Origin of the sequence: Stenotrophomonas sp. 704A1 (assembly GCF_030549525.1) — a bacterium.
Taxonomy (GTDB): domain Bacteria; phylum Pseudomonadota; class Gammaproteobacteria; order Xanthomonadales; family Xanthomonadaceae; genus Stenotrophomonas; species Stenotrophomonas tuberculopleuritidis.
In genome coordinates this window covers 961,959-973,282 of record NZ_CP130831.1, presented here as the reverse complement: position 1 = coordinate 973,282, position 11,324 = coordinate 961,959, and the positions used below count along the sequence as shown (strand labels likewise).

The window sequence follows — 11,324 nt, the reverse complement described above, 5'->3', positions numbered from 1 at the left end:
CGGGCGGCGCCGCCAGCATGGCCGGGCGCGGGGATTGACGCGGAAGCCCGATCGGGCGGGGGACGGGCCGGCCTGGTGCGAAAGGGGGGACTCGAACCCCCACGCCTTGCGGCACTGGAACCTAAATCCAGGGCGTCTACCAATTCCGCCACTTTCGCGTGGCCGGCACAGGCGTTCATTGTTGCAGGCGGGGGCCCAAAGCGGAAGCTGCGAACAAAGCTGAATACGTGCCCCGGCCCGCAACGCTGCATCGCCCGCCCCGTTCCGGCGCCGCGCCAGCGACTGCGGCAGCGCACCTTCATGCGCCGTGCCGCGCACCTGCGGACAAGAAAAAAGCCACTTGGCGGACCAAGTGGCTTTCGTCTGGTGGGCTGTCAAGGATTCGAACCTTGGACCTATTGATTAAGAGTCAACTGCTCTACCAACTGAGCTAACAGCCCGAAATCGGGGGGCGAATTATGACCTGATCCGCGCGGCCGGTGCAAGTACTTTTTTCAGACGGATCCGCATCGCCTGCCGACGCCTGCCTGGGCGGCGCGCTCCGCGCAGGCGGCCCACGCAGGGACGCAGCCGGAGCGGCGGAATCGCTGAAAACAGCAAGAAAAAAGCCACCGGGCGGACCCGATGGCTTCTGTCTTGGTGGGCTGTCAAGGATTCGAACCTTGGACCTATTGATTAAGAGTCAACTGCTCTACCAACTGAGCTAACAGCCCTTGAAACTCAGACGCACATTGTAACGTGCTTTCTGTTTATTGCAATACCGTTTCGGCAATGCCGATGCGGTTGAACCAGTGGGGTGGCTGAGGGGATTCGAACCCCCGACCACCGGAATCACAATCCGGTACTCTAACCAACTGAGCTACAGCCACCACTGAAACTTCTGCGTCACCGCCGATGCCGCCAGCGTTGAAGCCTGATGCGTTGCCCGGGGACTGTCACCGAAGTTCCGATCCGCCGAAGCGAGTCCGACATTCTGGTGGAGTCTTCATGCTTTTGCAAGCACTTCTTCACATCACCCCGTGACCTGCTGGAGTGCCGCGCCAATGGCGCGCCCGACAGGAATCGAACCTGAGGCCGCCGGCCCGGAAGTTTGCCTGACTCTGAATGCAAATCAAAGGCTTGCATTGAAGCCATTTCCGGGGCTGGACCTTCGCCTTGGGCTTGATCGCCACCAAGGTTCTGCACGGCTCCAGGCCACTTTGATGTTGCCTCGCTCGGAGCGGCTGCGTCAGCGTAGCGCCGAGCTTGCTGCAATTGCTCACGGTTGGGCGGCAGGCTGGATAGCGGCTCGGAAGGCGAGCCATCCCTCAGCCGCGCCGCGGCCGTGCGCAGCGGCAGGTCCGGATAGACAATCGGCACCGGAGCTTTGGTAGCCGGGTGAGGCAAGCTTGGCCGGGACGATGCGACCGACCGTTGCGGATACTGCAAACACGACCGCCACCTGACCGGATCGCTCGACCTGGTGTCGGCGCGGCGCTGCTCACGCGCCTGCACTCGAAGGGTTGACCTGCGCTTGGCTCTCCATCCGGAAGAAGGTGGCGCCAGCGGAGTTTTTCCTACTGATCTGCGAGGCAACCACCGATCGACCTCTCCTTACGGCGCTGGGAAGATCAGCACATGAAAGATTCATGAACAGAGAGTGCATGTGACAGCTGTGAACCTGGGGTTGGAACTTCGACCCAGGAACACTTCGCAGGGACTGTCGATCGGACCACTCTCCGCCTACGCGCCTCACACACCCATGGAGGCGCCAGGGAAAGAACTCAGCCCGCAGCAAACTTCACCATCAAGGACAAAGCGCATGGAAATCCATGGTGAGCACTGAAGCTCAAAGCAGCCCTCGGCATCGTCGAGTTGTCGCAGTCACGGCCCCCTTTCACCCTTGCTTGTTTTTCGGTGACCCTCGATGCGCGATAGGACCCTCAGCATTCAGGCACGAACGGTGAAGGCGATGTCTCGAAGAAGATTTATTGCTTGGCTCTCTGTAACCGTACTCGCGACAGGAGCGATCTGGTATGGAATCACCACACTTCGAAATGACCCAGTTCCCACCAACCCAGTTGCACAGCTGAGCAAGCCCGAGCACCTTCGGACCGCACCGGTCGCGCGCGAAAGCACGCCCAATGCACTTGGTTCCCCGCTATGGAGCGCCGCCGATCCTCAATCCGCCACAGTACATTTCAGCATACTGCGCTCACGGGCAGAAGCAGGCGACATGGTGGCGCAACGGGAACTGGCAAAGCTGTACCAACAATGTTCGGTATTCAGTCTGTCCCCAGAAAACATGTATGCGACCTTGGATGCGTATGCAGCCGCTCGTGGCGTCCCGCAAAGCACCTATACGGGAATCAAGCATCGCTTCTCAGCGACCTGCTCTGCAGTAGATGGTGGTCAAGTGATACCGCAAGACGCATACACCAGCTGGTTCGAGCGTGCCGCGAACCAAGGTGACACGTACTCCAAGGTTGCGGTGGCATCCAAGAACTTTGTAACGCTGGGGGCAGATGACTATCTATCCCTGGCGCGCGACGTGATCAATTCGGGCGATCCGGAAGCCATTTTTTCCCTCGGCGATCTTCTTGCGCTCGCTCCAGAGTCCAGCGATTTCGCAGAGTTGAAGCGTGCCACAACAGGGCCCTATGCCAACTACGCTTGGGGCGTAGTGGCGTGTCGAATGGGCGCAGATTGTGGCCCCGCATCCTATCGGTTGGATTCGCTCTGCATCAACACAGGCATATGCGGCTTGGGAAATTTTGAAGATGCCATCAGGAACGGCGCGGTTGCTGATGGGCAGCAAGAATCGCTGGATAGAGCGATAGAAGAAGTACAGAGGGCCGTTGGAAAGAAGCCATATTAAAAGGAAGTATTCATGGATCGAGTTACTAGAAGGATGAAGTGGAGCATCACTGCGCTGGCTTTCGTCACATTCGCTGCCGTTGCTGCAACTGTATCGATCAATGCGAGCGCCTTCCCCTACAACCAAGTTGCGCCAGCGCAGGAGATGTCCGTCTACAAGATGGCTGAACTCCGAGTCGGCGGCCTTGTCGGCTTGGCGGGAATGTACCGAATCACGCACGGACTTGCGTCTTTACCTGTCGGCAGCAGGATCAAGGTGACGTGGGGTGACGGGTCGGCCGAGGAAGCCGCTGTTACCTGCCTCGCCGGAAGTAATTGCGTCCAACCCCTGCCAGGAACTCAGAAACCACCAAGCGATGGCGGCGACGGCCTTGGATCAGGAAGCGGCGGTGGCAGAGGCCAGGGAGTTGGCAGGGGCGGCGGCGCCGACATTGCCGCCGGCAGCTACGGTGGCAGTGATGGAAGAAAGGGCGTCGTAACAGTCCGCCCCGGCACCCCGCTTCCGAAACTACCTAAAGGCCGGCAAGAAATTTAACGTCGACGGAAGCCGTAGGCGGCCTTGGTAGGCCGCCCTTCTATCCAGCTTCAGTCATTCATTCAGCATCGACCAAGACCTGGTCAACGCTCACGATGTGGCACGGCAGGCCGCTGGCCTTCCACATAAGCTGATCGGCATCCGGCGCCTTCGCAAGGGCGTTGGCATTACTCTACAGGACGGCCAGCGGCTCGCCTTGGTCCTCGGCGTCGGCAACGTCCTCCGCCGGCAGCCCTAATGCTCGCTGGGGGGCTATGTGGGCGAGTGGCGCAGGGTGTGCGCCAGGCTGAACGGTGGCCCCTTCCTTATGGTGACCCAGATCTCGGCGAGGCCACGGCGGACAGGTTGACGCCGAGGTTCATCCGTCGCCTGATCGACGTAATCACACAGCGCCGGCCAGGTCAGAAGCCCGGCAACAGCCCATTCCCGGTTACCCCACGAAGGCAAACCACTGGCTGCGCTACCTGCGCCGCGTCTTCGGCTGGGCACGCGAGCATGACCATGCCCCCCCCCCCCGTCGGCATCAAGAAGGTCAAGGAGAGGCGTGACCACCGCATGCCTGAGCGCGACGTTTTCCGCAGGGTTAGGACTACGCATGTCGCTGCAGCGAGCGTGGCGCGCGCGAGAAAGGAGCGCTCCCAGTCTATATATGGACGGCGATGAAGTTGACCTATCAAGCGCGCCTGCGCGGGATCGAAGTTCGAACGCTGACCGATCACCATGTGGAGGGAGAGGTCCTTCAGACCAAACGCCGCAAGGGCAGTCGCGACAATCGACAAGACCCCCACCGCGCTGGCGGACGGGATTCCTCCGTTCCGCGTGGACGAACCGCTGCGCGGCGATGAGCCAGCAGGCGTGCAACACGACGCGCGCATGTTCAACCGTGGCTGGAATGCCTGTCGTGAGGCCTTCGCCACCCTCTCCGCCCAGCCCTCCCCGGGGTGGTCAGGCGGGATTGAACTACGAACGCATGTTCGTGGACGCCTGCGCCGCGTTGTCCGATGCGTTCCAGCGCGCGCACGACCTCGCCCACCTGGCTGAAACCGTCCGCCGCGACATGAAGGCTGCCGTGGCCGATGCACGCAAGAAGGACACCACCAATGGCTGACGGCTCCCGCGCTTTCAACTTCCCCATGCCGCAGCGCTCCCGCCTGCGCCCCGGCGAGATCGTTGTGGACCTGTTCGCCGGCGGCGGCGGCGCCAGCGAGAGCCTCAAGCAGGCCCTGGGCATCGATCCCGCCCTGGCCTACAACCACGATGAGCTGGTCATCGGCATGCACGCCGCCAACCACCCGCTGACCCAGCACCACCGCGAGGATATCTGGCACGCCGACCCGCGCGTGGACGTGGCCGGCCGCCCCATCGGCTGGTTCCATGCCTCGCCGGACTGCACGCACTTCAGCCAGGCCAAGGGCGGCCAGCCGCGCAGCAGGAAGACCCGCGCCCTGTCGTGGGTGGTGCTGAAGTGGGTTGGCCAGCTGCTGCGCGCTGATCGCCTGCACGGCACCAACACCACGCCACGCATCATCTCCATGGAGAACGTCTGGCAGATCCTGACCTGGGGCCCGCTGGTTGCGAAGCGCTGCAAGGACACCGGCCGCGTCATCAAGATGGACGGCACCGTTGCAGCGCGCGGCGAGCGCGTGCCGGTCGAGAACCAGCAGCTGGTGCCGGACAAGCGGCACAGTGGACGCACTTGGCGCCAGTTCGTAGCTGCACTGCGCGCCAAGGGATATGAGGTCGAATGGCGGCGTCTCGACGCCAGCCACCATGCAACCGAAACCGACCGGGTGCGCCTGGTGCTGATCGCCCGCCGCGACGGCATGCCCATTGCGTGGCCTACGGATACGCCTACGAGGCCGATTCCAGCACCAACTGGAACAGGCGCACCACGATCATCCACGACCTTACGGGGCACCCCAGCAAACGGCCGATGCAGTTCCAGCAGGGGCCATGGAAGCCAGCCATCTGCATGCCGCACCGCGCCTGCCGCCTGGTGCTGGAAATCACCGCCGTGCGCGTGGAGCGGCTGCAGGCGATCAGTGAGACCGACGCGAAGGCAGAAGGCCTCTCGCAGACCGCGAACGGCAGTTGGTTGCCCGGCCCGTGCGACCACCCCGAATGGGCTTTCCATCAGCTGTGGGTACAGGTCTACGGCGAGCCCGCGTGGGACGCAAACCCGTGGGTGTGGGTCATCGAGTTCAAGCGAGTGGACCCCACCCATGGCTGACCAGCTGCTCACCACCGCTTCAAAGCAATCAGTCAGCTCCTTCCTGCTCGAGCTGCCAGAACACCGTGCCTGCCCCCGTGTCTTCAACTCTCTTCCAGAGAGAATTGCACGTGTAGCAGATCAAAGGAGTAATGCGTCTTCCAATTGGGCGACGCTCCACATCGCGCGGGTGGAATTGCTGCCAAGGCCAGTCACGATTTGGGGACACCCGGATCTGATCACACTCTTCGCACATCATTCCTTGCCACCCACTTTTGACGGCGGAGATTCCGCCGCGCAAATGTACCAAAGGCGGTTGCAAGGGGGCTATCGGTGATCGGGGAAATCCTCCAATTCCGTGGCCTGCAGGAACTCTGTCAGCCCGGGAAGCGCCCACGACTGGCAACGGTCGAGCGTTGGGCGCGCGATCGCCACATCCGATTTCAGTACGACGCCTGCGGTGGAATTTGGACCACCACGACGGCATTGAACGAGGCTCTTGGCCTCACAGCGCCCGCCAGCAATGGCGACACCTATTCGACCGACTTGCTCTAGCGGAAACAGCCGAGAACATGGCACGCGCTCGCAAGGTTCCTTCGAACCTCCCCAAGCACATCGACTACGGCAAGGTGCCCCAAGGCCTGTACTGGGACGGGACCGGCCGTGGGCGGTGCTATGTGCGCGACGCGCATCCGGAGGAACATGGAACGAAGTGCAAGACCGTGGCCGGCCCGGCTGCGCGTCTGTCGGACCTACACGCGATCGCAGAAGCTCGCGGTGGCGGGGCGCAAAGGGGAGCCGTCTCCTACGTCATCGATCAGCATGCCAAGAGCTTTGCATTCTCCCAACTCGGTGCGACCACGCAGCAACACTATCGCGACTACGCGAAAGCAATCAAGGTGTTCCCGCTGAAGAACGGGAGCAAGCTCGGCGACGCCGTCGTGGACCGCCTATCTCCTGGGTTCATCCGCCGGCTGATCGACATCATTGCCTAAGGCCGACCAGGCACAAAGCCAGGCGATTCAGCCATTCCTGGCTACCCGACCAAGGCGAACCACTGGCTCAGCTACCTGCGCCGCGTCTTTGGCTGGGCGCGCGAGCACGACCATGTGACCACCAACCCCGCCGCCGGCATCAAGAAGGTCAAGGAGAAGCGCGATCACCGGATGCCCGAGCGCGACGTTTTCCGCCGGGTGCAAGACTACGCTCGTGGCTGCAGCAAGCGCGGCGCGCGCGAGAAAGGAGCGTTGCCAGTTTACCTATGGGCAGCGATGGAGTTGGCCTACCAGGCGCGTCTGCGCGGTGTCGAAGTTCGAACGCTGACTGATCACCACGTGGAGGGAGAGGTCCTTCAGACCAACCGCCGCAAAAGGCAGTCGCGACAACCTGGTGCGCAAGGGTGAGCAGACCAAAATCGCGATCAAGGTCCTACAGGATCGCCGCGCTGCTATTTGGGCCAAGCGTGGAATCAACCAATTCAATGCACCACTGTCGCCAAAGTTGCGGCCGCTCTTCGTAAGTGAGGATGGAGAAATGCTCACCGGACATGGTTGGCACACAGCTTGGGGCCACTTCATGCGCAATGCGGTCAGGGATGGTGTGATTACGTCACCCGAGCGCTTTGCCCTGCACGGATTGAAGCATCGGGGGGTGACTGACTCCAAGGGAAACAAGAAGGAGGCCAGCGGGCACGTCACCGACGCAATGCTGAACGTCTACGACCACTCGCTTCCAGTCGTCAATGAAGCGGGAAGCGGGGATGCGCCTCCTCCTACCCGTTAGGGAAATCCGTAATAGCGCGATAGCGCGTCCGCGACCAGGGTTCCAGCAGCTGAGACGGAAATGTCCCACGCACCGGACGCTGCCTTCATGACGGCAGCGCCCACCCAGGACGAAACGGCAGGGCCGAGCTCCTTGCTCTTCTTGGGCTCGTCGCCGTCTGCTTTCACCGCGACTTCCAGTGTCCGCAGGTCCTCCTCTGCAACACCCTTGCTGCGCAGGAGCTTTACGAGTGAAGACAGATCCCCCTGCGCAACAGTGTTGGTCACGTTGGCGGTATTGGCGTTGCCAATCTGGATGGTCGTATTGGGACCAAATATTGCGCCGTGGAACATGCTGTCGCGCTTGTCCTTCATCGAATTGGTCTCAGGTTCATTGGTGTCGTCGCCTTGCGGCAGCGTCTTCTGTAGGTCTAACACATAGCCCAACAGCCGCGCCCGGATTTCCACCAGCACCTGATCATATGCGCCCACCCCAGGCTCACCCCACAGGGACACGAACTCATAGGTCGGATCGATAACATCCCGGAACAATGCTGCGAATTCTGGCGGATATGCCGCATGGACCCCCTCGCTAGTCCAGCGCTCAATGGCAACGACCGATTGCCGAAGGCTTGAAACCAGGATGCGCTCCCTCTGCTGATCGGATAGCGCGAATGTGGGAAGCGTTTGGTTGTTGAGGCGGTACAGGCCGTTGAACAAATTTGCCTTCGGTGTCAATTTCACCCGCCGGTAGGGTGGCAATTCGGCACCTTCCGGATATCCCGTCAGCTCCCATCCAACCCACTCATTGAGCTGATCCTGACCTATCTGACTGGCGAGGATGCGGGCTTTGATGAGCGCATTGACCAGGTTGCACTGCTCGGAACCCAGTATCGCAACGATCTCGGCGGCAGCCTTAGTGGCTGAATTCACATAACGTCCCTGTTCGAACCTGACCCCAGTCTACCTCACGCCATCGCCGCCAATTCAGGAGGAAGTTCAGGAGGGCTGTAGTTATCCACAGGGAATTCCTTGTAAGCCATTGATTTCAATGGCGCGCCCGACAGGAATCGAACCTGTAACCGCCGGCTTAGAAGGCCGGTGCTCTATCCAGTTGAGCTACGGGCGCCCGAACCGGAACGGCGTCCAATCCGACGTGACGTGGGATTGGTCGGGGTAGAGGGATTCGAACCCCCGACATCCTGCTCCCAAAGCAGGCGCGCTACCAGACTGCGCTATACCCCGGTGTTGCGATCTCCGCGGGCCAGGCCCGCGGAGTTGGCCATTGTCGCCAAGCGCGCGCCGGACTGTCAACGCGGACGGTTCGGATCGCGACCCTGCCACGGCGCCGCAGGCAGTCATCGGCTATGCTCGCGGTCATCGGCCGGATGGCCGCACTGTTCCTTCATTCGCACGGAGATTTCGCATGCGCAGCGGCAATCCGGCTCTCTCGGAGTCGACCTTCCTCGATCTGGCCAGCGGCTCGGTGGTGACCCACCCCGATCAGGCCATGACCCTCAACGGCACCGTCAACAAGACCGGCCTGCTGCTGCTGTTGACCGTGCTCACCGCGGCCTTCGCCTGGAACCAGACCGTGGACGACTACGGCCAGGTGATGGCCGGCGCCAAGCTGTACGCCATGGGCGGCGCGATCGGCGGCCTGCTGCTGGCGCTGGTCACCGTGTTCAAGAAGGAATGGTCACCGGTGACCGCGCCGCTGTATGCGCTGGTCGAAGGCCTGTTCCTGGGCGCGATCTCCGCAGTGTTCGAACTGCGCTTCCCAGGCATCGTGTTCCAGGCAGTGCTGCTGACCTTCGGCACCCTGTTCGCGCTGCTGATCGCGTACCGCAGCGGCCTGATCAAGGCCACCGAGAACTTCAAGCTGGGCGTGGTCGCCGCCACCGGCGGCATCGCCCTGCTGTACCTGGCCTCGTTCGTGCTGGGCTTCTTCAACATCAACGTGCCGGTGATCCATGACGCCAGCTGGCTGGGCATCGCCTTCAGCCTGTTCGTGGTGGTGGTGGCCGCGCTGAACCTGGTGCTGGACTTCGACTTCATTGAAACCGGCGTGGCCCAGCGCGCGCCGAAGTACATGGAGTGGTATGGCGCATTCGGCCTGATGGTGACCCTGGTCTGGCTGTATGTGGAGTTCCTGCGCCTGCTGTCGAAGATCCAGCAGCGCTGAGCCGCAAGATGCCATGGACGACAAAGGGCGCCCCTCGTGGCGCCCTTTTTCGTTCCTCCCTCAGCGCGCCAGCAGCACCGGCAGCGACGACGCCAGCAACGCGATGCCTGACACGGTCAGCAGGCCCAGCACGAGCTGCCGGAAGCGTGCCTCGCTGATGCCGATGTAGACCCGCGCGCCCAGCAGGGTCGGCACCAGCATGGCCGGTGCCACGATGGCGAAGTACGGCAACATCTGCCGACTCACCAGGCCGCTGCCGACATAGATGGCCATGGTCACCGCCAGCATCGCCAGGTTGAAGTTCTGGATGACCGCACGCTGCTCGTCCTTGCCGAAGCCGCGCAGGGTGCTCCACAACGTCGGCACCGGCCCGGCAAAGCCGCCGATGCCGCTGAGTACGCCACCGGCCATGCCAGCGATCGCGTCACCGAGACGACCGCCGACGCGGACCGGAGGCAACGAGCGCGCCATCAGCATCACCGGACACCACAGCGCCAGGAAGCCGCCCAGCAGCGCCTTGAACCAGTCCATGTCCAGCTGCGGCAACACCATCACGCCCAGCGGAATGCCCGCCAGCCCGCCCAGCACGAACGGCAGCAGCAGGCGAAGGTTGAAACCGCGGCGCACGGTGAACACCGCGACCAGCTGCCCGACCAGCGCACCAAACACCGACAGCGTCGCCGCCAGCCGTGGCTCCAGTCCCCATGCCCAGAACGACATCGCCACCATGCCAAAGGCGAAGCCGGACAGGCCCTGCACGAATCCGGCGACGATCGCGCCCAGCGCGACCAGCAGATACACCGACTCCATCACCACCTCGGTTGCTGTCGCGCGGCTACCCTGCCGCGCCCACCTGCGCAGCGTAGTGCGCCGCGAGGTGATCGACCAGCGCACGCACCTTCGGCGCCAGCGCCCGCGCATGCGGATACAGCGCGAAGTAGCGGCGCTGCCCGGCATGCCACGCCGGCAGCACGCGGATCAAGCGACCGGCGCGCAGATCCTCCTGCACGGTGAGCGCAGTGAACAGGCTGATGCCCATGCCGGCCAGCGCGGCGGCGTACAGCGCCGGCGTGGCGTCCACGCGCAGGCGCTGCCCCGCCTCGATGCTCGCGGTGGCACCGCGCGGCCCTTGCAGCGGCCAAGGCGACATCGTTGCGGTAGGACTGAACCCCAGCAGCGTGTGCTGCGCGAGGTCCGAAGCCTGCCGGGGCAGACCGTGCTGCGCCAGATAGGCCGGTGCAGCGACCAGGATGCGCGGGCAGCTGGCCAGCTCGCGTGCGACCAGCTGGCTGTCCGGCAAGGAAGGCGCGATGCGCAGGGCCAGGTCGAAGCCGCCACCGACGACATCGACCAGTTGATCATCGGCCGACAGGTCAAGGGCGACCTGCGGGTAGCGCTGCAGGAACGACGGCAGCCAATGCGGCAACTCCTGGCTGGCCACGACCTGCGGCACGCTGATGCGCACGATGCCACTGGGCTGCGCCTGCCCGGCGCGCACGCGATCATCGGCTTCCTGCAGGCGATCCAGCAGCGCTGCTGCCTCGCGGTAATAGTCGCGACCGGCTTCGGTCAGTGACAGCCGGCGGCTGTTGCGATCGAGCAGTCGCACCTGCAGATGCTCTTCCAGCTGCCGCAGTTGCCGTGACATCGCCGAGTGGGTAGTCCCCAGGCGTTCGGCAGCCGCAGTGAAGCTGCCTGCGTCGACGATGGCGCGCAGCGCACGCAGGGCGGCGAAGTGATCCATCGGCAGGTGGCTCCACGTGGCGGGGCCCGCGGCAT

General features: G+C 63.0%; 11 protein-coding genes and 6 tRNA genes. 8 read left to right on the top strand and 9 right to left on the bottom strand.

The window, feature by feature from the left end; translation table 11 throughout:
* Window positions 1-73: 73 nt before the first annotated feature.
* The 4 genes from Q5Z10_RS04450 to Q5Z10_RS04435 form a co-directional block, all read right to left on the bottom strand.
* Window positions 74-158 (bottom strand) — tRNA-Leu (locus Q5Z10_RS04450).
* 206 nt (window positions 159-364) lie between these two features.
* Window positions 365-440 (bottom strand) — tRNA-Lys (locus tag Q5Z10_RS04445).
* 197 nt (window positions 441-637) lie between these two features.
* Window positions 638-713 (bottom strand) — tRNA-Lys (locus Q5Z10_RS04440).
* Between the two features lie 79 nt (window positions 714-792).
* Window positions 793-869 (bottom strand) — tRNA-His (locus Q5Z10_RS04435).
* A 1,037-nt stretch (window positions 870-1,906) separates the two neighbouring features.
* On the opposite strand from Q5Z10_RS04435, the gene Q5Z10_RS04430 reads away from it, so the two are divergent.
* The 7 genes from Q5Z10_RS04430 (at window position 1,907) to Q5Z10_RS04395 (ending at window position 7,382) form a co-directional block, all read left to right on the top strand.
* The gene (locus Q5Z10_RS04430) at window positions 1,907-2,857 is read left to right on the top strand and encodes a hypothetical protein (RefSeq protein WP_303638094.1); all 951 of its coding nucleotides are present in this window, start codon (window positions 1,907-1,909) and stop codon (window positions 2,855-2,857) included.
* Between the two features lie 12 nt (window positions 2,858-2,869).
* Window positions 2,870-3,391, top strand: coding sequence for a hypothetical protein (locus tag Q5Z10_RS04425; RefSeq protein WP_303638093.1), 522 nt, complete (start codon window positions 2,870-2,872; stop codon window positions 3,389-3,391).
* A gap of 955 nt (window positions 3,392-4,346) precedes the next feature.
* Window positions 4,347-4,499 carry a hypothetical protein gene (locus tag Q5Z10_RS04420; protein WP_303638092.1) on the top strand — a complete coding sequence of 51 codons (153 nt, stop codon included), beginning with the start codon at window positions 4,347-4,349 and terminating at the stop codon, window positions 4,497-4,499.
* Entirely contained in the window at window positions 4,492-5,937 is a 1,446-nt protein-coding gene (locus Q5Z10_RS04415; RefSeq protein ID WP_303638091.1) for a DNA cytosine methyltransferase, read from the top strand. The genes Q5Z10_RS04420 and Q5Z10_RS04415 overlap by 8 nt, the downstream gene beginning before the upstream one ends.
* Window positions 5,938-6,172: 235 nt before the next feature.
* Window positions 6,173-6,595 carry a hypothetical protein gene (locus tag Q5Z10_RS04405; RefSeq protein WP_303638089.1) on the top strand — a complete coding sequence of 141 codons (423 nt, stop codon included), beginning with the start codon at window positions 6,173-6,175 and terminating at the stop codon, window positions 6,593-6,595.
* Between the two features lie 114 nt (window positions 6,596-6,709).
* The gene (locus Q5Z10_RS04400) at window positions 6,710-7,003 is read left to right on the top strand and encodes a hypothetical protein (RefSeq protein WP_303638088.1); all 294 of its coding nucleotides are present in this window, start codon (window positions 6,710-6,712) and stop codon (window positions 7,001-7,003) included.
* Window positions 6,990-7,382, top strand: a complete 393-nt coding sequence (locus Q5Z10_RS04395; RefSeq protein WP_303638087.1) for a site-specific integrase — start codon at window positions 6,990-6,992, stop codon at window positions 7,380-7,382. The genes Q5Z10_RS04400 and Q5Z10_RS04395 overlap by 14 nt, the downstream gene beginning before the upstream one ends.
* Here the strand turns inward: Q5Z10_RS04395 and Q5Z10_RS04390 are convergent.
* From Q5Z10_RS04390 to Q5Z10_RS04380, 3 genes are all read right to left on the bottom strand, one after another.
* The gene (locus tag Q5Z10_RS04390) at window positions 7,379-8,293 is read right to left on the bottom strand and encodes an AbiTii domain-containing protein (protein ID WP_303638086.1); all 915 of its coding nucleotides are present in this window, start codon (window positions 8,291-8,293) and stop codon (window positions 7,379-7,381) included. The two genes, Q5Z10_RS04395 and Q5Z10_RS04390, sit on opposite strands and share 4 nt — an antisense overlap.
* A 119-nt stretch (window positions 8,294-8,412) precedes the next feature.
* A tRNA-Arg gene (locus tag Q5Z10_RS04385) sits at window positions 8,413-8,489 on the bottom strand.
* A gap of 39 nt (window positions 8,490-8,528) precedes the next feature.
* Window positions 8,529-8,605, bottom strand: a tRNA-Pro gene (locus Q5Z10_RS04380).
* A 181-nt stretch (window positions 8,606-8,786) separates the two neighbouring features.
* On the opposite strand from Q5Z10_RS04380, the gene Q5Z10_RS04375 reads away from it, so the two are divergent.
* The gene (locus Q5Z10_RS04375; RefSeq protein WP_303638085.1) at window positions 8,787-9,545 is read left to right on the top strand and encodes a Bax inhibitor-1/YccA family protein; all 759 of its coding nucleotides are present in this window, start codon (window positions 8,787-8,789) and stop codon (window positions 9,543-9,545) included.
* Window positions 9,546-9,605: 60 nt separating this feature from the next.
* On the opposite strand, the gene Q5Z10_RS04370 is transcribed toward Q5Z10_RS04375, so the two are convergent.
* Window positions 9,606-10,355, bottom strand: a complete 750-nt coding sequence (locus Q5Z10_RS04370) for a sulfite exporter TauE/SafE family protein (RefSeq protein ID WP_303638084.1) — start codon at window positions 10,353-10,355, stop codon at window positions 9,606-9,608.
* A 25-nt stretch (window positions 10,356-10,380) separates the two neighbouring features.
* A complete protein-coding gene (locus tag Q5Z10_RS04365) occupies window positions 10,381-11,289 on the bottom strand; it encodes a LysR family transcriptional regulator (RefSeq protein WP_303638083.1) in 909 nt (302 codons plus the stop codon).
* Window positions 11,290-11,324: the final 35 nt, after the last annotated feature.